This window comes from Methylobacterium sp. Leaf100 (assembly GCF_001422845.1).
Taxonomy (GTDB): domain Bacteria; phylum Pseudomonadota; class Alphaproteobacteria; order Rhizobiales; family Beijerinckiaceae; genus Methylobacterium.
The window spans coordinates 82407-104388 of sequence record NZ_LMMW01000034.1 but is presented as its reverse complement, the minus strand read 5'-3'; the positions used below and the strand labels follow the sequence as shown (position 1 = coordinate 104388).

General features: G+C 70.3%; 16 protein-coding genes. 3 read left to right on the top strand and 13 right to left on the bottom strand.

Translation table 11 applies throughout. The features are described from left to right. The first annotated feature begins 25 nt into the window (after positions 1-25). Together lpdA and ASF25_RS15150 are read left to right on the top strand one after the other, a co-directional pair. A complete protein-coding gene (gene lpdA, locus ASF25_RS15155; protein WP_056305587.1) occupies positions 26-1855 on the top strand; it encodes a dihydrolipoyl dehydrogenase in 1830 nt (609 codons plus the stop codon). 177 nt (positions 1856-2032) lie between these two features. Beyond that, positions 2033-4273 carry an NADP-dependent malic enzyme gene (locus ASF25_RS15150; RefSeq protein ID WP_082502776.1) on the top strand — a complete coding sequence of 747 codons (2241 nt, stop codon included), beginning with the start codon at positions 2033-2035 and terminating at the stop codon, positions 4271-4273. A gap of 67 nt (positions 4274-4340) precedes the next feature. Here ASF25_RS15150 and ASF25_RS15145 read toward each other — a convergent pair whose 3' ends face one another. The 11 genes from ASF25_RS15145 to ileS all read right to left on the bottom strand — a co-directional run bounded on the left by ASF25_RS15145 (position 4341) and on the right by ileS (position 18725). Continuing rightward, on the bottom strand, positions 4341-5513 hold the full coding sequence (locus ASF25_RS15145; RefSeq protein WP_056268091.1) for a histidine kinase dimerization/phosphoacceptor domain -containing protein: 1173 nt from the start codon (positions 5511-5513) through the stop codon (positions 4341-4343). A 167-nt stretch (positions 5514-5680) separates the two neighbouring features. Then, complete coding sequence (locus ASF25_RS15140; RefSeq protein ID WP_056305586.1) at positions 5681-7603, bottom strand: KUP/HAK/KT family potassium transporter; 1923 nt, start codon at positions 7601-7603, stop codon at positions 5681-5683. A 123-nt stretch (positions 7604-7726) separates the two neighbouring features. After that, complete coding sequence (bioD, locus tag ASF25_RS15135; protein WP_056268085.1) at positions 7727-8416, bottom strand: dethiobiotin synthase; 690 nt, start codon at positions 8414-8416, stop codon at positions 7727-7729. Continuing rightward, positions 8413-9186, bottom strand: coding sequence for a ferredoxin--NADP reductase (locus tag ASF25_RS15130; protein WP_056176712.1), 774 nt, complete (start codon positions 9184-9186; stop codon positions 8413-8415). Before ASF25_RS15130 ends, bioD begins: the two co-directional genes overlap by 4 nt. 178 nt (positions 9187-9364) lie before the next feature. Continuing rightward, positions 9365-10300, bottom strand: a complete 936-nt coding sequence (locus ASF25_RS15125) for a ring-cleaving dioxygenase (RefSeq protein ID WP_056176709.1) — start codon at positions 10298-10300, stop codon at positions 9365-9367. A 392-nt stretch (positions 10301-10692) separates the two neighbouring features. Beyond that, positions 10693-11292 carry a HupE/UreJ family protein gene (locus ASF25_RS15120; RefSeq protein WP_056305584.1) on the bottom strand — a complete coding sequence of 200 codons (600 nt, stop codon included), beginning with the start codon at positions 11290-11292 and terminating at the stop codon, positions 10693-10695. 64 nt (positions 11293-11356) lie between these two features. Beyond that, a complete protein-coding gene (locus ASF25_RS15115; protein WP_082483910.1) occupies positions 11357-12652 on the bottom strand; it encodes a pitrilysin family protein in 1296 nt (431 codons plus the stop codon). Between the two features lie 76 nt (positions 12653-12728). Continuing rightward, positions 12729-14120 carry a pitrilysin family protein gene (locus ASF25_RS15110; protein WP_056176702.1) on the bottom strand — a complete coding sequence of 464 codons (1392 nt, stop codon included), beginning with the start codon at positions 14118-14120 and terminating at the stop codon, positions 12729-12731. A 127-nt stretch (positions 14121-14247) separates the two neighbouring features. Further along, entirely contained in the window at positions 14248-14895 is a 648-nt protein-coding gene (locus ASF25_RS15105; RefSeq protein ID WP_056176699.1) for a hypothetical protein, read from the bottom strand. Between the two features lie 229 nt (positions 14896-15124). Beyond that, positions 15125-15685 (bottom strand): signal peptidase II, encoded by a 561-nt coding sequence (gene lspA / locus ASF25_RS15100; RefSeq protein ID WP_082502796.1) that lies wholly within the window; start codon positions 15683-15685, stop codon positions 15125-15127. A gap of 64 nt (positions 15686-15749) precedes the next feature. After that, complete coding sequence (ileS, locus tag ASF25_RS15095; RefSeq protein ID WP_056305582.1) at positions 15750-18725, bottom strand: isoleucine--tRNA ligase; 2976 nt, start codon at positions 18723-18725, stop codon at positions 15750-15752. 327 nt (positions 18726-19052) lie between these two features. Here ileS and ASF25_RS15090 point away from each other — a divergent pair, with 327 nt between their 5' ends. After that, a complete protein-coding gene (locus ASF25_RS15090; protein WP_056176693.1) occupies positions 19053-19313 on the top strand; it encodes a hypothetical protein in 261 nt (86 codons plus the stop codon). On the opposite strand, the gene ASF25_RS15085 is transcribed toward ASF25_RS15090, so the two are convergent. Together ASF25_RS15085 and ASF25_RS15080 are read right to left on the bottom strand one after the other, a co-directional pair. Continuing rightward, positions 19304-20191 carry a DMT family transporter gene (locus tag ASF25_RS15085; protein ID WP_056176690.1) on the bottom strand — a complete coding sequence of 296 codons (888 nt, stop codon included), beginning with the start codon at positions 20189-20191 and terminating at the stop codon, positions 19304-19306. The genes ASF25_RS15090 and ASF25_RS15085 overlap by 10 nt on opposite strands. A gap of 101 nt (positions 20192-20292) precedes the next feature. Then, positions 20293-21924: an alpha-D-glucose phosphate-specific phosphoglucomutase gene (locus ASF25_RS15080; RefSeq protein WP_056305716.1), complete on the bottom strand. Its 1632-nt coding sequence runs from the start codon at positions 21922-21924 to the stop codon at positions 20293-20295. Positions 21925-21982 lie beyond the last annotated feature (58 nt).

Below are 21982 nucleotides of genomic sequence, written 5' to 3'. Positions count from 1 at the left end.
GCGCGAACTCAAGTGAGGTGACACGATGAGCAGCAACAGCATCCATCTGCCAGATATCGGCGACTTCAAGAACGTGCCCGTCATCGAGGTCAGCGTCAGCCCCGGCGACGTGATTTCCGTCGACGACGTCATCGTCGTGCTGGAATCCGACAAGGCCACCATGGACATCCCGTCCCCGGTTGCCGGCACGGTGGCCGAGGTGCGGATCAAGGCGGGCGACACGGTCAGCCAGGGCGACCTGATCCTGGTGATGGCCGAGGCCGCCGCCGCGACAGGCACGCCGAAGCCGAGCCCGGCCGGCACGGGCGCCGCCGCAGCCCACGCACCAGGCGAAGGCCAAGCCGGCTACGGCTCGGCCGCGACCCAGGGCGGCCAGGGTGCCGCCGAGGCCGCCGCACCGAAGGGCGCGGCGGCGGTCTCCGGCGAGGAGATGCGGGCGCAGGTGCTCGTCATCGGCGCCGGGCCCGGCGGCTACACCGCCGCGTTCCGGGCGGCCGATCTCGGCCAGTCGGTGGTGCTCGTCGAGCGCTGGCCCAGTCTCGGCGGCGTCTGCCTCAACGTCGGCTGCATTCCGTCGAAGGCCCTGCTGCACGCCGCGAAGGTCATCGACGAGAGCCACGCCATGGCGGCGCACGGCATCTCCTTCACCGCGCCGCAGATCGACATCGACAAGCTGCGCGAATGGAAGGACGGCGTGGTCAAGCGCCTCACCGGCGGCCTCTCGGGTCTCGCCAAGCAGCGCAAGGTCACGGTGGTGACGGGCGAGGCCCGCTTCGTCAGTCCGAACCAGGTCGCGGTGGAGCACGAGGGCCGGACCCGCGTGATCGGCTTCGACCACGCCATCATCGCCGCCGGCTCCGAGCCGGTGCAGATGCCGTTCATCCCGCACGACGACCCGCGCGTCATCGACTCGACGGGGGCGCTCGAACTCGACGGCGTGCCGGCCCGCCTGCTCGTGATCGGCGGCGGCATCATCGGGCTGGAGATGGCGACCGTCTACCACGCACTCGGCTCCAAGGTTACCATCGTCGAGCTGATGGACCAGATCATCCCCGGTGCCGACAAGGATATGGTCACGCCGCTGATGAAGCGGATCCAGAAGCAGTACGAGGCCATCCACCTCAAGGCCAAGGTCACGGCCGTCGCGGCGACGCCGGAGGGCCTGAAGGTGTCGTTCGAGGGCGGTACCGCGCCGGCGACCGACATCTTCGACAAGGTGCTGGTCTCGGTGGGGCGGCGCCCGAACGGCAAGCGCATCGGCGCGGAGGCGGCGGGCGTCGCCGTGGACGAGCGCGGCTTCATCGCCGTCGACAAGCAGATGCGCACCAACGTGCCCCACATCTTCGCCATCGGCGACGTGGTCGGCCAGCCGATGCTAGCCCACAAGGCGACGCACGAGGGCAAGGTCGCGGCCGAGGTGGCGGCGGGCAAGAGCAGCGTCTTCGACGCCAAGGTGATCCCCTCGGTGGCCTACACCGACCCGGAGGTGGCCTGGGTCGGCATGACCGAGAACGAGGCCAAGGCGAAGGGCATCAAGGTCGGCAAGGGCGTGTTCCCGTGGGCGGCCTCCGGGCGCTCCTTGGCGCTCGGCCGCGAAGAGGGCCTGACCAAGGTGCTGTTCGACCCCGAGACCGACCGCATCCTCGGCTGCGGCATCGTCGGCCCGTCGGCCGGCGACCTCATCGCGGAGGCGGCCCTCGCCATCGAGATGGGGGCGGATGCCGAGGATATCGGCCTGACCATCCACCCGCACCCGACCCTGTCGGAGACGATCGGGCTGGCGGCCGAAGCCTTCGAGGGCACCATCACCGACCTCTACATGCCCAGGAAGGACGGGCCCAAGAAGGCCCACTGACCTTATCGAACCGGCGCGGCGACCCATTTGGGGGCCGCGCCGACAGGACGACCCAGCCTCCGTGCCATGCGGCACGGGGGACGGGGACGGCCGTGCCGAGCACGGACAGGGGGTGCGGCCCGCGACCGGCCCCCTCGCGTCCCCCATCAGCAACCGACGCGTGGACCGTACGAGATCATGAGCAACGAAGCAGACCTGCGGGCGCCCGGCGCCGTCGCCAATGCCGATGCGGGCACCGAGGCCGCCCTGGAGCGCGCCGCCCTCGACTACCACCGCTTTCCCACGCCCGGTAAGATCTCGGTCCAGCCGACCAAGGACATGTCGACCCAGCGCGACCTCGCGCTCGCCTACTCGCCCGGCGTCGCGGCCGCCTGCATGGCGATCAAGCACGACCCGGAGGAGGCCTACAGCCTGACCTCGCGCGGCAACCTCGTCGCCGTGATCACCAACGGCACCGCCGTGCTGGGCCTGGGCAACATCGGTGCGCTCGCCGGCAAGCCCGTGATGGAGGGCAAGGGCTGCCTGTTCAAGAAGTTCGCCGGCATCGACGTGTTCGACATCGAGATCGACGAGACCGATCCCGAGAAGCTCATCGAGATCATCGCCAAGCTGGAGCCGACCTTCGGCGGCATCAACCTCGAGGACATCAAGGCCCCCGAGTGCTTCACCATCGAGACCCGCCTGCGCGAGCGGATGAAGATCCCGGTGTTCCACGACGACCAGCACGGCACCGCCATCGTGGCGGCCGCCGCCCTGCTCAACGCCCTGCAGGTGGTGGGCAAACCCATCGAGCAAGTCCGCCTCGTCTGTTCGGGCGCCGGTGCGGCGGCCATCGCCTGCCTCAACATCCTCGTCGGCCTCGGACTGGCCCGTGAGAACATCCTCGTCTGCGACAGCCGCGGGGTGATCTCCACGGACCGCCTCGGCGCCCTCGACGAGCAGAAGGCGGCCTACGCGCGGGACACCCAGGCCCGCACCCTGGGTGACGCCATCGTGGGGGCGGACATCTTCCTCGGCGTGTCGCAGGGCGGCGTGCTGAAGCCCGAGATGGTCGCCGGCATGGCGGAGAGGCCCATCATCCTGGCGCTCGCCAACCCCGATCCGGAGATCCTGCCCGATCTCGCCCGCTCCGTGCGGCCGGACTGCCTCATGGCCACGGGCCGCTCGGACTACCCGAACCAGGTCAACAACGTCCTGTGCTTCCCGTTCATCTTCCGCGGCGCCCTCGATGTCGGCGCCACCGAGATCAACGAGGCGATGAAGCTCGCCGCCGTGCGCGCCATCGCGGACCTCGTCCACGCCGAATCCTCCGACGTGGTCAGCGCCGCCTACGGCGCGCAGGACCTGAGCTTCGGCCCGGACTACCTCATCCCGCGCCCGTTCGATCCGCGCCTCATCACCTCCGTGGCGCCCGCCGTCGCCAAGGCCGCCATGGACAGCGGCGTCGCTGCCCGGCCCATCGCCGATCTCGACGCCTACCGCCGCTCGCTCCAGCGCTTCGTCTACACCTCCGGCACGGTGATGCAGCCGGTCTTCGCGGCGGCCTCCGAATCCGGCCTCAAGCGGGTCGCCTTCGCCGAGGGCGAGGACGACCGGGTGCTGCGCGCCGCGCAGGTGGTGGTCGACGAGCGCCTGGCGTTCCCTGTGCTCGTCGGCCGCTCCGATGTCATCGCGGCCCGGATCAAGTCCCTGAGCCTGCGCCTCAAGGTCGGCGAGACCGTCGAGGTGGTGGGAGCGGAGGGGAACGCCACCCGCGCCGCCGCGACTATGCTCCGCGAGGGCCGGGTGGATGGCCTGCTCTGCGGCACCCTCGGCCCCTATGCGGGACACCTGACCCAGGTCTCCGAGGTGATCGGCCGGGCAGCGGGTGCCGAACACCTGGCCGCCATGGGCCTGCTGCAGCTGCCGCGCCACACGGTCTTCATCTGCGATCCCTACATTCACGCCGATCCGAGCGCGGAGGAAATCGCCGGGATGACGGTGCTGGCGGCGGCCGAGATGCGCCGCTTCGGCCAGACCCCGCGCGTCGCCCTGGTGTCGCATTCGAGCTTCGGCAGCGCCGACGACGCGGAAGCCCGCAAGATGCGGGACGCCCTCGCGCTCATCCGCGCCCGCGCGCCCGACCTCGAGATCGACGGAGAGATGCCGGCCGACGCGGCCCTGAGCCGGACGATCCTCACCCGGCTCAAGCCGGAGACCACCTTGAGCGCCGAGGCCAACCTGCTGATCATGCCCAATCTCGGGGCCGCCAACATCACCTTCAACGCCCTCAAGGTTGTGTCCGGCCAGGGCGTCTCCATCGGCCCGATCCTGCTCGGCGCGGCGAAACCCGTGCACATCCTCACGCCTACCACCACCGTGCGGGGCATCGTCAACATGACGGCCCTGACGGCGGCCTCGGCGGCGTCGGAGGACTGATCGGACCTGAACCGAGACCTGACCTTCGCCGCCCGGAACCAGGCGGCGAAGGCGACTCGCCGGGCCGTCAGTCGGCCATGGTGGGAGCGATCCGTAGGGAGAAATGCGCGCCCGGGCGATCGGTGGCGATTTCGAGGGGGCCGCCGAGTTGGCGCGCGAGGCTGTTGACGATCCGCATGCCGAGGCTGGCGCGGCGCGGCGCCGTCGGGTCGAACCCATCCGGCAGGCCGACGCCGTCGTCGCAGACGGAGAGGTGGAGGCCGCCCGCAGCACCGTCGTCCGCGCCGACGTCGCGGACCGTGATGCGGATCTCGCCGGCACCCTCCGGGTAGGCGTACTTGATGGCGTTGGTCACGAGCTCGTTGACGAACAGGCCGAGCGGGATCGCGAGGTCCGCCGGGATGTTCACCGTCTGCGCCCGGCAGACCAGGGTGTGGTGCGGTGCGCTCTCCTGCAGGCGGGCGCAGAGCGCCTCGAGGAACCCCGCGACGTCGATGGCCTCCAGGCTCGGCTGGCGCCAGAGCTGGTCGTGAACCTGGGCCACCGCCTCGACCCGGGTGCGGGCGTCGGCGAGCGCCGCCTTCACGTCCTCGTTGTCGGAGCCCCGCGCCTGGAGCCCGAGGAAGCCCGCCACCACCGCGAGGCTGTTCTTCACCCGGTGGCTCATCTCCCGGGACAGGAGTTCCTGACGCTCCACGGCGGCCTTGAGCCGGGCCTCGGCGCGCTGGCGCTCGATGGCGCCGCCGACGAGGTTGGCGAAGCCCTGCATGAAGGCGATGTCCGCCTCCTCGAACTGGCCCTCGCGGGTGTCGTCGACTTCCAGGACGCCGTAATTGCCGTCGCGGTTGGCGATGAGCACGTTGATGGCCCGGCGGATGCCGTGGTCGGCCATGAGCTTCGGCGTACGGAACCGCGTCTCGTCCTGGAGGTGATTCGAGATCACCGGCCGGCCGGTCTTGAGGGCGTAGCCGGCCGGCGAGGCGAGGTCCGCCCCGATGATGGCCGTGCCGACGGCATCCGCCGCCCAGCCGACGCCGGCGCAGACGAGGAGGCAATCCTGATACGGCTTGTATTCCAGCGCCTTGCAGAACTGGGCCTCCATGCCTTCGGCGCAGAGTTCCGTGGCCCGCTGGAGCAGGGGCAGCAACTCCGTGGCCCGCAGGGCCTCGACGCCGAAATCGGACAGGATCGCCTGCTGGCGCAGGCGGATCGCCAGGGCCTTGGGGGCGAGTTCGGGCATACGATCACGGGTCCGGACTTGAGATGGGGCGTTCAGGCTTCTTCTTGCGGCCCTTGGCGGCGCCTCGCAAGGGCACGAACCCGTGCCCGCCGCGGCGGTACCCCTGCTTCGGCGCAAATCCCGGGCGCGCAGCTTCGATTCTCATCGCCCCTCGACCGGGCGCCGCATCAGATCTCGATCTCGGTCCCGACTTCTACGAGCTGGCGGGTCGGCACGCAGAAATGCGCGCCCGTGCGCTCGGCGTTGCGCAGGAGGAACGCGAACAGGCCCTCGCGCCAATCGGCCATGCCGCGATGGTCGCTCTTCGGGATGATGGTCTCGTGGCCGATGAAGATCGTGAGATCCTCCACCCATTCGGCCGGCAGCTTGCCGGCCTCGACGGCGCAGGCCAGCCCCTCGGGGATCGACGCATCCTCCATGAAGCCGTACCGCAGGGTCAGCCGGGTGATGTCCGGCGTCACTGCCGAGACCTGGGCCCGCCCGTCGCGTGGCACCACCGGCGCCTCCTCGTAGAGGGCGGTGACGATGAGGATGCGCTTGTGCAGGGCGTGGGACCGCTCGACGAAGCGGGACATGTGGAGCGGGATGCCGCTCGTCGCCGAGGACAGGAAGGCGGCGCGGCCCGGCAGGATGAGCGGGGGATCGCGGCGCAGCTGCTCAAGGAACTCGGCCTCGGGCTGGCGCAGATGGACCCGCGCCGCCTCCACCAGTTGGGTGCCCTTGCGCCAGGTCAGCATCAGGAACGCGACGAGGCCGGCCAGTAGGAGCGGAAACCAGCCGCCCTCGAACAGCTTCACGCTGTTGGCGCTGAGGAACACGAGATCGATGGCGAGGAAGAACCCGTTGACGGCGAAGACCGCCACGGGGTTGTAGCCCCACTTCAACGCCACGAGGGCGGCCAGCAGGGTGGTGATGGCCATGAGCGAGGACACGGCGATGCCGTAGGCCCCCGCCAGGGCATCGGACGAGCCGAAGATCAGCACGGCGCTGATGGTGGCGGCTGCGAGCAGCCAGTTCACCACCGGCACGTAGATCTGCCCGCGCTCGTGCCGGGCGGTGTGCACCACCCGCATGGGCGGCAGGAATCCGAGCTGGATCGATTGCTGGGTCAGTGAGAACGCGCCCGAGATGATCGCCTGCGAGGCGATGACGGTGGCGAGCGTCGCGAGCCCGATGAGCGGATAATGCGCCCAGTCGGGGGCAAGCCGGTAGAACGGGTTCTCGAGGGCGTCGGGCTCGGCGAGCAGGAGCGCGCCCTGCCCGAAATAGTGGATGACGAGGGCCGGCAGCACGAGGCCGAACCACGAGACCCGGATGGGGCCGGCGCCGAAATGCCCGAGATCGGCGTACATCGCCTCGCCGCCGGTCACCGCCAGGAACGCCGCGCCCAGCATGGCGAAGCTGACGTGCCAGCCGGCATGCAGCAGGAAATCGACGGCGCGCAGGGGGTTCACCGCGCCGAGGATCTGCGGCGCGTGCACGATGCCGCCGACCCCCATCAGCGCGAGGACGAGGAACCAGACCAGCATGACGGGCCCGAAGATGCGTCCGATGAAGGCCACCCCCTTGCTCTGGACGAGGAACAGCCCGACCAGGATCGCCAGGGTGATGGGGACGACGAAGCGCGACAGGCCGGGCGCATCGACCTTCAGGCCCTCGACGGCGCTCAGCACCGAGATGGCCGGCGTGATCGCCCCATCGCCATACAGAAGCGCCGCGCCGACGAGGCCGACGACGAGGAGCACGCCGGCCCACGAGCCCGGTTTCGCGTGGCGCGCCCCGAGGAGCGCCAGCATGGCGACGATGCCGCCCTCGCCCCGGTTGTCGGCCCGCAGGATCAACACCGCGTACTTGATGGAGACGATGAGGATCAGCGCCCACAGGATCAGCGACACCGCGCCCGTGACGGCGATGGGGGTCGGCGGGGCGCCGGCGCTCGCCGCCCGCACCGCCTCCTTGAAGGCGTAGAGCGGGCTCGTGCCGATATCGCCGTAGACGATGCCGAGGGCGCCGACGAGCGCGGCCGGGCGCGCGAGCCCCGCCTGCCCCGTCCGGGTCCGATCTCGCGACCGGGTCTGATCTTGGGACAAGTTCGGATCTCCGGCAGGGCGCCTCGGCGACGCCTCTTCTCCGCCGAGGTAGGAGGATCGAGGGCCTGCGTCCAGGGATGAGAGCGAGCATCCGGACGTGTCACGCAGGTCCGGCTGAGCCTCTTACGCGTCCGTCCGGATCAGCGCGGCGAGATCGTCGGAACAGATGCCACCGCGCGCGATCCCGTGGACCGGAACGGCGACGTGCCGGCGGATGGCCGACGCCACCGTCTCCAGACCCGTCGGGGCGTCCGGACTCTCGCACACGACGACCCCGCGCAAGGCCACCCCATGGCCGCGCAGGGTCTCGGCGGCCGTCAGCGCATGACTGATGGCGCCGAGATAGGAGCCGGAGACGAGGAGGGCGGGCACGGACAGGGCCTTGAGCCAGTCGAGGCCGGTGTGGTCGTCCGTCACCGGACTCATGAGGCCGCCGACGCCCTCGATCAGCAGTGTCGTGCCCGGCGGCGCCGCGCTCATCTCGGTCCGGCACCAGGCGACGAGATCGGCCAGGGCCAGGGTCCGGCCTTCGCGCGCGGCGGCGAGATCGGGGGCGAGGGGCGCGGTGAAGCGCCAGGGCGAGCAGGCGGCGACGCTGCCGGGCGTGAGGCCGAGCCCCTGCGCCTCCAGGAGGATCGCCGTGTCGCTTTGCCGAAACGCCGGATCATCGACGGGCGGCACCCCGCTCGCCACGGGCTTGAGGGTGCGGATTCCGTGCCCCTGCGCCCGCAGGCACCGGGTCAGGGCCGCGGTGACGTAGGTCTTGCCGATCTCGGTCCCGGCGCCGGCGACGAAGACGGCGCGGCCGCTCACTTCTCCACGAACGCCTTCTCGATGACGTAGTGGCCGGCCTCGCCGTGATTGCCCTCCTCGTAGCCCCCATCGGTGAGGAGCTGGCGGGTGTCGCGGATCATGTCGGGCGAGCCGCAGAGCATGAAGCGGTCGTTCTCCACCGACATCGGCGGCAGGCCGATATCCTCGAACAGCTTGCCGGAGGTCATCAGGTCGGTGATGCGGCCGCGGTTGCGGAAAGGCTCGCGCGTCACCGTCGGATAGTAGATCAGACCGGCGCTGATCACCTCGCCGAGGAACTCGTGGTTCGGCAGATCCTGCGTGATGGTCTCGCCGTAGGCGAGTTCCTGGACCTGCCGACAGCCGTGAACGAGGACGACCTTCTCGAAGCGCTCGTAGGTCTCCGGGTCCTTGATGATCGACATGAACGGGGCGAGCCCGGTGCCGGTGCCGAGCAGGTAGAGATTCTTGCCCGGCATCAGGTTGTCGAGCACCAGGGTGCCGGTGGGCTTCTTGCCGACGATGATCGGGTCGCCGACCTTGAGGTGCTGCAGCTTCGAGGTGAGCGGGCCGTTCGGCACCTTGATGGAGAAGAACTCCAGCTCCTCCTCGTAATTGGCCGACACGACGCTGTAGGCGCGCAGCAGCGGACGGCCCTCGACCTCGAGGCCCATCATCACGAACTCGCCGTTGCGGAAGCGGAAGGCGGGATCACGGGTGGTGCGGAAGGAGAACAGGGTGTCCGTCCAGTGGTGGACGGAGAGCACGCGCTCCTCGTTGAACTTACTCATCGCCGGGTCCGTCTCGAATCTCGAAGCTTTGCGGGGTCTTCTCGCACCTGCGGCGCCCGCGTCAAGACGGTCCGGGCGCGCAGGTGCCCCGCACCACCCGAGTGCGGACAGTTTGGCTGCAACCGTTTGGAATCGCTCTGAATTAATCCAAAGGCTCCGGATGCGCCCGGGTGCCGGGTCAGAGCGGCTTCAGCCCCGCCTCGATCTCGGCGCGGCGCCCTTCGAGGAAGGGCGGCAGTGCCAGATGCTGCCCCAGGGTCTCCAGGGGCTCGTCGGCGGTGAAGCCGGGGCCGTCCGTGGCGATCTCGAACAGGATGCCGTTGGGCTCGCGGAAATACAGGCTCTGGAAATAGAACCGGTCGATGGGGCCGCTCGTCGGCATGCGCTTCACCTTCAGGCGGTCGGCCCAGGCTGCGTAATCCGCATCCGGGATTCGGAAGGCGACGTGGTGGACGCTGCCCGCCCCCTGGCGCGCGGGCGGCAGGTCCGGCTGCGACAGGAGATGGAGTTCGGCGGCCGGTCCCCCCTCCCCCATGCGCCAGACACGGACGGCGCCCTCCGGCAGTTCGTAGGTGCGGTCGTGACTCATCCCCAGAACGTCGGCCAGCACCGCTTCCGTGCGCTCGCCCTGTGCCACGGTGAGGCGGATCGGGCCGAGGCCGCGGATCTGGTGCTCGGCCGGCACGGGGCTGTGCTCCCAGGGGTGGGCCGGGCCCTCGCCGCCATCGTCGACGAGCAGGAAGCGCTGCCCCTCCGCGTCCTCGAAATCGAGGCTAAGGCGCCCGTCGCGCTCCACCGGCACCGCATGGGCGACGCCCTGCCGGGCGAGGTGCGCACGCCACCATTCGACCGATGCCGTCCCTGCCACGCGCAGGCCCGTGCGGGTGATGCTGTTGGTGCCGCGCCGCTCGGGCGCCGCCGGCCAATCGAAGAAGGTCAGGTCCGTGCCGGGCGACGCGAGGCCGTCGGCGTAGAACAGGTGGTAGGCCGAGACGTCGTCCTGGTTCACCGTCTTCTTCACCAGCCGCAGGCCCAGCGTCCGGGTGTAGAACGCCGCGTTGTCGGCGGCCCGCGCCGTGACGGCGGTGAGGTGGTGGATTCCGGTGAGTTGCATCGGGCGGGTCCGGCCTGTGGCGCGAGGAGAGTTGGGGATCAGATGGGGACGGCCGCCGCGAATGACAAAGCCGCGGGGTGGCCTGGACGGCGATCCCCTTATCTCGGCGGGTGGGCGATCCCATCCCCTGTAATCCGCGCCACGCCTGTGCTGGCGGCGGATCCCGCGGGATCCGGCGCGAACCCACGGAACGGCACGACTTCGCACAGGCAGAACCCGCACAGGCACAGCATCTCACATCTACGACCCCGCACAGGCGCGACCACCGGCTCGCTCCCATATCGCCGGGAAGCCTGCTGTTCCGCGGGAGGCTGGCGGCGGCGCCCGGCAAGACCCGTTCAGGGGGCGCGCCGAAGCGGATTCCCTGGCCGTGATTCCGTGGTGTAGCGCCCTCAGAACGCCCCGACGAGGAGACCCAGGCCAGCGGCGGCAAGGCCTGCCCCGGCAACCCGAAGCGCCGGGCGAGTCTTATGGTGCGTGACCGTAAAGCCAAGGCCGAGCCCGGCGGCATGGAGAAGCGCGGTGGCGATGAGGAAGCCGAGGCCGTAGGCCAGCCCCGAGGCGGCGCCGGGCATCTCGGCCCCGTGCGCGAAACCGTGAAACACCGCGAACGTCCCAACCAGCGCCATGGCGCCAGCGACGGGCGGCACGGCGCCCAGGGCCAGGACCGCCCCAAGGACGACGACCGAGAGGGCGATGCCGGTCTCCACGTAGGGAAGGCTCAGGCCGGCGGCACCGGCCGCGCCGCCGACCGCCATCATGGCGAGGAACGCCGCCGGCACGAGGAGGCATGCCCGCCCGCCGATCCGCGCCGCGATGAGCCCTACGGCCACCATGGCGAGGACATGGTCGAGGCCGCCGAGGGGATGGAGGAAGCCCTGCTGCAGGGTCGTCGCCTCGTGCCCCGGATGAGCCAGGGCGGGTGTGGCGATCACCAGGGCCAGGGGTAGGATCGCCGCGCGGGCGAAGAGCGTCGGCAGGGCAAAGAGCATCGCGGATCCGGGGAGCAGTGGCAGGCGAGCGCAGTGTAGCAACCGCCATGCCTCCGGCGCCATCCTAGAAGTCTGTAGGCCGGCCGGCGGCCACGACCAGCATCTTTCCGTCGGCGAAGGTGCGTGCGCCGGCGCGGCGGATGTCCGCCTGGGTCACGTTGGCGACGAGGTCGTTGCGGCGGGCGATATAGTCCATGCCCAAGCCCTCGAAGGCGATCTGGGCGAGCTGGTGGGCGATCTTCGTCGAGGTGTCGAAGCCCAGCGCGTAGGAGCCGGTGAGGTAGTCCTTGGCCTTCTGCAATTCCTCGTCGGACGGCCCCTCGGCGATGAGCCGGCCGATCTCGTCGCCGATCACCGACAGGGCCTCGGCCACGCGCTCGTTCTTGGTGGCGGTGTAGCCCCAGGTCATGGCGGAAGCGCGGTGGCTGACGAGGGAGGTGCCCACCGAATAGGCGAGGCCGCGCTTCTCGCGCACTTCCTGGAACAGGCGGGAGGTGAAGGAGCCGCCGCCGAGGATATGGTTCAGCACGTAGGCCGGGATGAAGTCGGGGTCGCGCCACGGTACGCCGCCCATGCCGAAGCGCAGGACCGATTGCGGCACGTCGATATCGACGACGTGGCGCTGGCCGAGGTTCTGCACCTCGGTCTGCGGCACCGCCGTGAGGGGCTCGGCGAGATCGAGACGGCCGAAGGCACGCTCCAGGGCATCGGCGAGGCGCGCGGCGTCGATGGCGCCCACTGCCGCGACCTTCACGGCGCCGCGGCCGACGAGCTTGCGGTGCATGGCCACGAGGTCGTCGCGGGTAATGGCGGCGATGCTCTCGGCCGTGCCGGAGGACGGCCGGGCGTAGGGATGGCCGCGATAAGCCTCGGCGAAGAAGCGGCGCGAGGCCATCACGCCGGGGTCGTTCTGCTGGTAGCGCAGGCCGGCGAGGGTCTGGGCCCGCACGCGCTCGATGGCGTCGGGGTCGAGGCGGGGCTTCGCCAGCGCCAGGGCCAGGAGGTCGATGGCCTCGTCGGCGTGCTTGACCAGCATCTTGAGGGAGCCGCCCAGCGCATCGGCCCCAGCATGGAACGACAGCTCGATGGCACGCGCCGCGAGGCGCTCCTGGAACGCATCGGAGACGAGGTCCCCGGCGCCCTCGTCGAGGAGGCGGGCCAGCATCTGGGCGACGCCGGCCTTGCCCTCCGGGTCCTGGGCCGCGCCGCCCTCGAAGGTGAAGGCGATGGCGATGAGCGGCACCACCTGGGATTCGACGTGCCAGGCCTCGATGCCGGCGGCGGTGGCGACGGGCACGGCCTGCGTCGGCGAGTTGGCCGAGCGGATGGCGGTGTCGACCAGTTGGGGAGCCATGGTCATGGAAACCTCGTTGTGCTGGGTCGGGCCCGGCGCGCGCGTCGCGCCACGGCCCTGAAATCCGGGCGGGACGCCTTGTTCAGGCGTCGGCGTCGCGGGACTCGGTATCGCGGGACTTGGTGAGATAGCCGGTGACGGAACGCTGCGGGACGAGGTAGCGCTCGGCCACGGCCGCGAGGCGGGCCTGGGTCACGCCCTCGATGTCGGACGGCCAGCGGCGCACCTCCTCGATGGTCTCGCCGATGGCGAGCGCCGAGCCGTAGATGCGAGCGAGCGACGACTGGCTGTCCGACGAATAGACCGTCTCGGCCACGAGGCGGGTCTTGGCCCGCTCGATGGCCTCGGGGGTGAGGGCCTCGGACGGCGCGCGCCGCAGGACGCGGTCGACCTCCTCCTCGAGCTTCTCAAGGCTGATCCCCTCGGCGGGGATGGCGTAGACGGAGAAGCGGGTGTCGTCGATGGCCGAGCCCATGTACCAGGCGCCGGCATTCACGGCGACGCCGAGCTCCATGACGAGCTTGCGGTAGAGGTAGGACGTCGAGCCGCCGCCCATCACCTCGGCGAGCAGTTCGAGGGCGTGGCACTCGCCGTCCTTCGCGGTGATGCAGGAAGGCGTGAGGTAGAGCCGCTGCAGGGTCGGCTGCTCGACCTTCGGATCGGCCACGGCGAGGCGGCGGAGCGCCTTTGGCTCGGGCTCCCGGGCCCGCACCCGCACGGGCCGGGCGCCCTGGGGCGTGACGCGGCCATAGGTCTTGTCGGCCATGCGGCGGACGTCGTCGGACGTCACGTCGCCGGCCACCACCAGGATGGCGTTCTCGGGGGTGTAGAAGCGCTTGTAGTAATCGAGCGCGTGGGTGCGGTTCAGGTCCTCGATCTCGTGCATCCAGCCGATGATCGGCGTGCCGTAGGGGTGGTGCACGAACAGGGAGGCGGCCATGGCCTCGGAGAGCTGGGCGGAGGGGTCGGTCTCGACCCGCATGCGGCGCTCCTCCAACACCACGTCGCGCTCCGGCGCGACTACGGCGTCGTCGAGGACGAGGCCGGTCATGCGGTCGGCCTCGAACGCCATCATGGTCTCGAGGTGATCGCGGGCCACGCGCTGGAAATAGGCGGTGTAGTCGTAGCTGGTGAAGGCGTTCTCCTGGCCGCCGAGGCCGGAGACTGCTTTCGAGAACGCACCCACGGGGTGCCGCTCGGTGCCCTTGAACATCAGGTGTTCGAGGAAGTGGGCGATGCCGGACTGGCCCAACGGATCATCGGCCGAGCCGTTGCGGTACCACACCATGTGGGTGACCACGGGGGCGCGGTGATCGGGCACCACGACGACGTCGAGGCCGTTGTCGAGGGTGAAGGCGCCGACATCGGGACCGCCGGCCTCCGAGCGCCCGAACGGGGCGGCTTCGGCCCGGCCCGCGCTGGCATGGCGGCGGGTGGGACCGAGGAGGGGCACGTCCTTCCGGAACAGATGCATCGAAGAGCTTTCCTTCAGCGTTCGGTCCGCACGGGACCGTCCGTCTCGTTGAGCGTCACACCGGGCTCTGGCACCCGCCGCAACAGCCGGGCCACGCCCGTGGACCGGCCCGTCGCCGGCGCGGAAATCAGTTCCGGCTACGGATATAGGCACCCGGATCGGATTCCTCACGCTCGCGCGAGGGATTGTTGATGGGGTCGCCGTTCGTCTTGGCGACCTTGCGGGGGGGCTTGCGGTAGCCAGTGGGCGGATCGGTCAGCACGTCGCGGTCCGGCTCCGCCAGGGACGGCTCGGCCACCGCGTCGGACCGCAGGCCGAAGGGGTTCGACCAGAACGAGTTGCGGTCGGCATTCTCGCCCTCGGGCCGGCCCGTCTCCGTCCGCACCTGCGCGTCGGCGCGGCGTCCACCGCGCATCTCGTCGATGGACAGGGTCATGTTGTTGTCGTCCGTGCGCCCCTGCGCACCGCGCACGATGGGCTTGCGCGCCTCGACGCGCTCACGCTCGCGCTGGGCGATCTCGGGGTCCTTGGGCCATTGCGGCGAGGCTTCCGCCTTGCGCGGCTGCGGCAGGGCCTTGCCGTCGAGCTTCGGCGGCATCACCAGGGGTGCGCGCTCGCGATAGGTGATGGCCGGCTTCTCGGGCTCGATCAGGCCGATGTTGCTGAGCGCATCCCGCATGAACACGCCCTGCTGCGCCTGCGCGCCGCTGACGCTCGCGCTGACGCCTACCAGGATGCCCGTCACGGAGTAGAGGAACCCGCGCTGTCCGATCATGCCGCCCCCGATGCCTGCCCGGTCTTCGCGCCCCGTGTCCGGGCTCGAATGGTCGCGTTCAAGGAGCGATCCTGATCCGGCCTCGAACGCCTGATCCCGGTTTCGGGCGATCGTATGGCGCCTTGACCGCAGGGCGCCAGTCTCGGGCCCTTGACCATCCCCCAACGATCCCCGATGTGGTTTACACATCACACGGTCGGAGATGTTGCCGGGTGGTGGAACGTCGGCCTTAAGGGTGCGGCGTGGTGGTCCCGTTGGGGGGCGTGGTCTCGTTGGCGATCGTGGTCTTGTCGGAGGCTTTGGTGTTGCTGGGGGCCTCGCCGCGCAGGTCCGGCAGCAGGCTGTCGAGGACGAGGCCGACGACGCCCGCGACGATGGCCGCGTCGGCCACGTTGAAGACGTACCAGGACCAGGTGCGCCAGTGCAGGTGTACGAAGTCGAACACCGCCCCGTACATGGCACGGTCGATGGCGTTGCCGATGGCGCCCCCGGCGACGAGGCCGAGGGACAGGGCCAGCAGCCGGGTCTGGGTCCGGGACATCCACACCACGAGACCCGCAGCCGCCACGACCGAGACGGCGACGAGGAGCCAGCGGCCGATCCCGCCGTCCTGCTGGAACAGCCCGTAGGACACGCCCCGGTTCCACACCACGAGGAACTCGGCGAACGGCGCCACCCGCCAGGGCTGCGTCAGCACCAGATCGGTGCCGAGATAGAGCCAGAGCTTCGACGCCTGATCGAGGCCCAGGGTGACGAGGAGCCCGAGGAGGCCGAGGCGGAACGGGGTCATGATCGGCTCCGCCGCGGCGTTCGCCCCCGTTGTGGGGACGTGAGGGTCGATGATCGTCGTGGCCTCACGCGGCGGTGCCGTGGGCGGCATCCCATTCGCGCAGGGCCTGGGCGTCGCGCGGCGTCACGTCGGGATAGGCCGCATCGGTGCCGACATCCGGGGCGACCCGCCAGGACCGGGCGCATTTGCGCCCCTCCGCCAGGGCCGGGACCACGGCGACGCCGCGCACGTCGTCGAGGCGGAAGGCGTCGGACGGGCCCTCGCCCGACGCGATGCGGATGTCGGAGGTGATGCACACCTGCGCAAAATCGACCCCGTCGAGGGCGGCCAGCAGGTCCGCGTCGGCCACGTACACCGTCGGCGCGGCTTCCAGGCTCGCCCCGATGCGCTTGGCGGCGCGCTCGATCTCCAGGGCGCCGGTGACGACCCGGCGCACGCGGCGCACCTTGTGCCAGCGCGCGGCCAGGGCTTCGTCGCGCCACGCGGACGGTGTTTCCGGCAGGGTCTGAAGATGCACGGAGCCGGCCTCCGAGGGATACCGGTCGAGCCACGCCTCCTCCGCCGTGAAGGCGAGGACGGGGCTGAGCCAGATGGTGCAGCGCCGGAGCGTCTCGTCGATGACCTGCAGGGCGGCGCGCCGGACGGGCGACGAGATCGGGTCGCAGTAGAGCGCGTCCTTCCGCACGTCGAAGTAGAACGCCGAGAGGTCGCCGGTCATGAAGCCGTTGAGCAGGGCCACGACGCGCTTGAGGTCGAAGCTCGCGTAGGCCTCGCGGATCTCGCCGTCGAGTTCCGACAGGCGGTGCCGGATCAGACGCTCGAGTTCGGGCAGCTCGGCGTGCGGGATCTCGGGGCCGGGCTCGAAATGGGCGAGGGAGCCGAGCATCCAGCGAAGCGAGTTGCGCAGCTTGCGGTAGGTCTCGGCGAAGGTCTTGATGATCTCGGGGCCGATGCGGAGATCGTCCGTATAGTCGGACGCCGCCACCCACAGGCGCAGGATGTCGGCGCCGGAATCCTTGATGATGTTCTGGGGCGCGACGACGTTGCCCTTCGACTTCGACATCTTCAACCCCTTGGGGTCGAGGACGAACCCGTGGGTGAGAACGATGTCGTAGGGCGCACGGCCGCGCGTGCCCGAGGATTCGAGCAGGGAGGACTGGAACCAGCCGCGATGCTGATCGGAGCCTTCGAGATACATCACCGTGTCGGCGCCGCCGTCGCGCTTGCGCACCACGCCGGCCAAGCCCGGAAACTGCTCGGGATCGTCGAGCACGAAGGCGTGGGTCGAGCCGGAATCGAACCACACGTCGAGAACGTCCGTGACTTTTTCGTAGTTCGCCGGATCGTGGTCGGGCGCGAGGAAGCGGGCGCCGTCCGCATCGGTGAACCAGGCATCCGCGCCTTCCGCCTCGAAGGCCGCGACGATGCGGGCGTTCACGCGCTCGTCGCGCAGGACCTCATGGGTGCCCTTCTTCACGAACACCGTGATGGGCACGCCCCAGGCGCGCTGGCGCGACACCACCCAATCGGGGCGGTTGCCGACCATGCCGTTGATGCGGTTCTTTCCTTGTGGCGGCACCCACTGGGTGTCGTCGATGGCCTGGAGGGCCGTCTCGCGCAGGGTGCGGTTGCCCAGCGACTCCACCGGCCGGTCCATGGCGATGAACCATTGCGGCGTGTTGCGGAAGATGACCGGCTTCTTCGAGCGCCAGGAATGCGGATAGCTGTGCTTGAGGGTGCCGCGCGCCACCAGGGCGCCGGCCTCCGTCAGAGCCGCGATGACCGCCTTGTTGGCGTCGCCCTTTTCGCCCTTGTGGTTAAGAACGAGTTTTCCCGTGAAACCGGGCGCGTCCCCGGTGAGGGACCCGTCGGCATCCACGGTGTAGGGGATGCGGGTGTCGATGCCGCGCTCGGCGAGCGCACGGCCATTGGCCATCCAGACCTCGAAGTCCTCGCGGCCATGGCCCGGCGCCGTGTGGACGAAGCCGGTGCCGGCCTCGTCGGTGACATGATCGCCGTCGAGGAGCGGGACGGCGAACTCGTAGCCGGGGATATGGCCGGCGAGGGGATGCGCCAGGGTGAGGCCGGCAAGCTCCGCCGGGGTCACGTCGCGGAGGCGCTCGAAGCTCTCGACGCGCGCGGCGGCGAGCACCGAACCCGCGAGGGTGTCGGCCAGGAGATAGGTATCGCCGACCTTGGCCCAGTTCTCGGCCGCCGCCGCGGTGACGCGGTAGAGGCCGTAGGCGACGCGCTTCGAGTAGGCCACGGCGCGGTTGCCCGGCATGGTCCAGGGCGTGGTGGTCCAGATCACCACGCGGGCCGAGGCGAGATCCTCCGCCGCCCCGGCAATGGGCCGGAACGCCGCGAAAATGGTGTCGCTGACCACATCCTCGTACTCGACCTCGGCCTCGGCCAAAGCCGTCTTCTCGACCACGGACCACATCACCGGCTTCGAGCCGCGATAGAGCTGGCCGGTGGTGGCGAAGGTCATCAGTTCGCGGGCGATGGTGGCTTCGGCCGGGAACGTCATGGTGGCGTAGGGATGGTCCCAGTCGCCGGTGACGCCGAGGCGCTTGAACTCGCCGCGCTGGGTGTCGAGCCACTGCCCCGCGAAGGCGCGGCATTCTTGGCGGAACTCCAGGACGGGCACGTCGTCCTTGTTCCGGCCCTTGGCGCGGTAGGCTTCCTCGATCTTCCACTCGATGGGCAGGCCGTGGCAGTCCCAGCCCGGCACGTAGTTGGCGTCGAAGCCCAGCGCGCCCTGCGCCCGGACGATGCAATCCTTGAGGATCTTGTTGAGGGCCGTGCCGATGTGGATGTTGCCGTTGGCGTAGGGGGGGCCGTCGTGCAGCACGAATTTCGGCCGGCCGGCGGCCTGGGCCCGGATCTGCCCGTAGAGGTCCGTCGCCGCCCAGCGCTCCAGCAATACGGGCTCGCGCACGGGCAGGCCGGCCCGCATGGGAAAGTCGGTCTGCGGCAGGAACAGGGTCTTGGAATAGTCGCGGACGGGGGCGCCGGCGGACTCTGTGGGATCGCTCATGGGTCTCTGTCGGTCTGGGCGCTTCAAGCGGGGCGGTCCGTGGGGACCGGTGGCGGAAGGGGCGATCGATAGCCCTCCCGGCCTCCGCCGAGGCGCGCGCCGCGGCGGCCCTCAGACGGAGGCCGGGCCTGTAATTCGCAGGCGGCCGGAGACTCGCACGGAGTCCGGGCCGCGCGGATCGGCCTCAGCGCACATGCGCCGGCTTCTAGCAGCGCCAGATGCGCGAGACCAGCGAGCTTTCGCGGGGGATCGTGCCGGGGACCTTTTCCAAGCTCGGCCGTTGACAACACCCGCCGAAAGGCGATCGCATCAACGGAGAGACCCGCCATGAGACAAGCCCTGCTCGCCGCCACCCTCGTCCTGTCCGCCTTTGCCGTCTCCGGCGCCGCCGAGGCCCAGGGACTTCCGGGCGGCGTCCGCCGCGGTGCGGCCGAGGGCGACCGGGTCGCCGGACCCGTGGGCGGCATCGTCGGCGGTGCGGTCGGCGGCGCCGTCGGCACCGTGAACGGGGCACTCGGCATCGATCCTGGCCGGCGCGCCTACCGCACGCGGCTGAAGTCGCGCCGGCACCACCGCCATCACCGCTGAGGCTGCGTCCTGCGGCGGTCCTGCATGAGCAGATAGAGCCCGGAGCCCACGACGATGGACGCACCAACGAGCGTCCATCGGTTCGGCACGTCGCCGAAGACGAGGTAGCCGAGGATCACCGACCACAGGAGCTGGGTGTAGATGAAGGGCGCCAGCACGTTGGCCGGTGCCCGCGCATGGGCCAGCACGAGGAGCCAGTGCCCGAGGGTGCCGAACAGGCCGACCCCGACGAGGAGCGCCCAGGCGAGCCACGTCGCCGGTGCGGTCCAGATCCACGGCAGCAGTGGCGTCATCAGGGCGAGGCCGGCGAGCCCCGAATACACCATGGTGGTCGCCGTCGAATCGTGGGCGGCGAGCTTGCGGGTGGTGAGGATGTAGAGGGCGTAGCACAGCATGTTGCCGAGGCTCAGCAGCACCGCCGGCTGCACCGGCCCGACACCCGGCCGAACGATGACGAGCACGCCGAGAAAGCCGATGCCGATGGCGACGAGGCGCCGGGGCGAGGTCCATTCCCCCAGCACCGGCCCGGCGAGCAGGGCCACCGCCAGGGGCGCGGCGAACTGGATCGACAGGGTCTCGGCGAGTTGCAGATGGCGCAGGGCCAGGAAATTCAGGGCGGTGGAGCCGAACAACAGCAGCGAGCGCAGGATCTGCAGCCGGAGCCGGCTGGTGCGCATCACCCCCGGCGAGGTCACGGGGTTGATGACGAGGGAGATCGCCACGACGCTGACGGCGTAGCGCATGAAGGTGGTGAGCAGGGGATCGACGCCGAGGCGGGCGAGGCTTTTCGCCGATGCGTCGAGGCAGGCGAAGAACGCCAGGGTCCCGCACATCAGCGCGATGCCGACGCGCCGGCGCGCCGCTTCCTGATCCGTCACCCGCGTCTGCCCCGTCCCTGCCTGCGCCCTCCCGTACGCCACCCATCGGCTCGGGATAGGGGCCTTCGGGCACGGCTGGCATGCCATGCCCGAGGACACGATCAGGTCACGACGCTGGGGGCGTCCCGGCCGGTGAGCCGGGCGATGTCCGCGATGGCCCCGGCGGCGGCCACCGCCGAGGCCAGCACCTCGGCAACGGGGCGGTCGAGACGGTCGGGGGCGGCCTCGAATCGCTCGACATAGACCCGAAGGGTCGCCCCCGCAGTGCCGGTGCCCGACAGGCGGTAGACCACGCGCGCGTCCTCGGCGAAACCGATGCGCACGCCCTGCTGGGCCGTTACCGAGCCGTCGACGGGATCGACGTAGCGGAAGTCGTCCGCCGTCGCGACGGTCAGGTCACCGAACGTTTGCCCCGGCAGGGTACTGAGCTTGCCCCGCAAACCCTCCATCAGGGTCTTGGCGGCCTCTGCGTCGATCTCCTCATAATCGTGTCGGGTGTAGTAGTCCCGCCCGAAGCGGGCCCAGTGCGCGTGCACGAGTTCGTGGGCCGGCCGGCCCGTGGCGGCGAGTACGTTGAGCCACAGGAGCACCGCCCAGAGCCCGTCCTTCTCCCGTACGTGGTCGGAGCCGGTGCCGGCGCTCTCCTCGCCGCATAGGGTGATGCGGCCGGCATCCAGCAGGGTGCCGAAGAACTTCCAGCCGGTCGGCGTCTCGTAGGCGGGGATGCCGAGCGACGCTGCCACCCGGTCCACGGCCCGGCTCGTCGGCATGGAGCGGGCGACGCCGGCAAGGCCCGATGCGTAGCCCGGCGCCCGGTGGGCGTGGGCGGCCAGGATCGCGAGGCTGTCGCTCGGGGTCACGAACAGGCCCTGCGCCACGATCATGTTGCGGTCGCCGTCGCCGTCTGAGGCCGCGCCGAAATCCGGCGCATCGGGGCCGAGCATGAGGTCGTAGAGGTCGTCGCAATGCACCGGGTTCGGATCGGGATGATGCCCGCCGAAATCCGGCTGCGGCGTGCCGTTGACCACGGTGCCGGGCGACGCGCCGAGTTCGCCTTCGAGGATGGCGTGGGCGTAGGGGCCCGTCACCGCGCTCATGGCGTCGAAGCGCATGCGGAAGCCGCCGGCGAACAGGGCGCGGATTGCATCGAAATCAACCAGCGTCCGCATGAGCTCGGCGTAGTCGGCCACGGGATCGAGGATGGACACGACCATGTCGCCGATGCGGGCCTCGCCGACGGCGTCGAGGTCGAGGTCCGGCACCTCGACGATGCGGTACGTGTCGATCGTGAGGGTCCGGGCGAAGATCGCCGCCGTGACGTCCTCCGGCGCCGGCCCGCCGTTGGCGGTGTTGAACTTGATGCCGAAATCGCCGTCCGGCCCGCCGGGATTGTGGCTCGCCGACAGGACGAGGCCGCCAATGGCGCCGTATTTCCGGATGACGCAGGAGGCGGCGGGCGTCGAGAGCAGGCCGCCCTGCCCCACGAGCACCCGGCTAAAGCCGTTGGCCGCCGCCATCTTCAGGGCGGTCTGCACCACCTCGCGATTGAAGAAGCGGCCGTCGCCGCCGATCACCAGGGTGGCACCGGCGCGCTCGGGGATGGCGTCGAAGATCGCCTGGACGAAGTTCTCGACGTAGCGGGGCTGACGGAACACCACGACCTTCTTGCGCAGGCCGGAGGTGCCCGGCTTCTGGTCGAGGAACGGGGTCGTCGCCACGGTGTTCGGCGTCATCGTGCTCATCTCTCCGCGCCGGCCGCGGGGCCGGATCGGAGAGGAGCTTAAAGCCGAA

Excerpts from the sequence above, each read along its gene's own strand:
- ASF25_RS15080 (WP_056305716.1), bottom strand. The coding sequence starts at position 21,924 with ATGACGCCGAACACCGTGGCGACGACCCCGTTCCTCGACCAGAAGCCG.
- lspA (WP_082502796.1), bottom strand. The coding sequence starts at position 15,685 with ATGACCCCGTTCCGCCTCGGCCTCCTCGGGCTCCTCGTCACCCTGGGC.
- ASF25_RS15120 (WP_056305584.1), bottom strand. The coding sequence starts at position 11,292 with ATGCTCTTTGCCCTGCCGACGCTCTTCGCCCGCGCGGCGATCCTACCC.
- ASF25_RS15145 (WP_056268091.1), bottom strand. The coding sequence starts at position 5,513 with ATGCCCGAACTCGCCCCCAAGGCCCTGGCGATCCGCCTGCGCCAGCAG.
- ASF25_RS15105 (WP_056176699.1), bottom strand. The coding sequence starts at position 14,895 with ATGATCGGACAGCGCGGGTTCCTCTACTCCGTGACGGGCATCCTGGTA.
- ASF25_RS15130 (WP_056176712.1), bottom strand. The coding sequence starts at position 9,186 with ATGAGTAAGTTCAACGAGGAGCGCGTGCTCTCCGTCCACCACTGGACG.
- ASF25_RS15125 (WP_056176709.1), bottom strand. The coding sequence starts at position 10,300 with ATGCAACTCACCGGAATCCACCACCTCACCGCCGTCACGGCGCGGGCC.
- ASF25_RS15150 (WP_082502776.1), top strand. The coding sequence starts at position 2,033 with ATGAGCAACGAAGCAGACCTGCGGGCGCCCGGCGCCGTCGCCAATGCC.
- ASF25_RS15110 (WP_056176702.1), bottom strand. The coding sequence starts at position 14,120 with ATGCATCTGTTCCGGAAGGACGTGCCCCTCCTCGGTCCCACCCGCCGC.
- lpdA (WP_056305587.1), top strand. The coding sequence starts at position 26 with ATGAGCAGCAACAGCATCCATCTGCCAGATATCGGCGACTTCAAGAAC.
- ASF25_RS15090 (WP_056176693.1), top strand. The coding sequence starts at position 19,053 with ATGAGACAAGCCCTGCTCGCCGCCACCCTCGTCCTGTCCGCCTTTGCC.
- ileS (WP_056305582.1), bottom strand. The coding sequence starts at position 18,725 with ATGAGCGATCCCACAGAGTCCGCCGGCGCCCCCGTCCGCGACTATTCC.
- ASF25_RS15115 (WP_082483910.1), bottom strand. The coding sequence starts at position 12,652 with ATGACCATGGCTCCCCAACTGGTCGACACCGCCATCCGCTCGGCCAAC.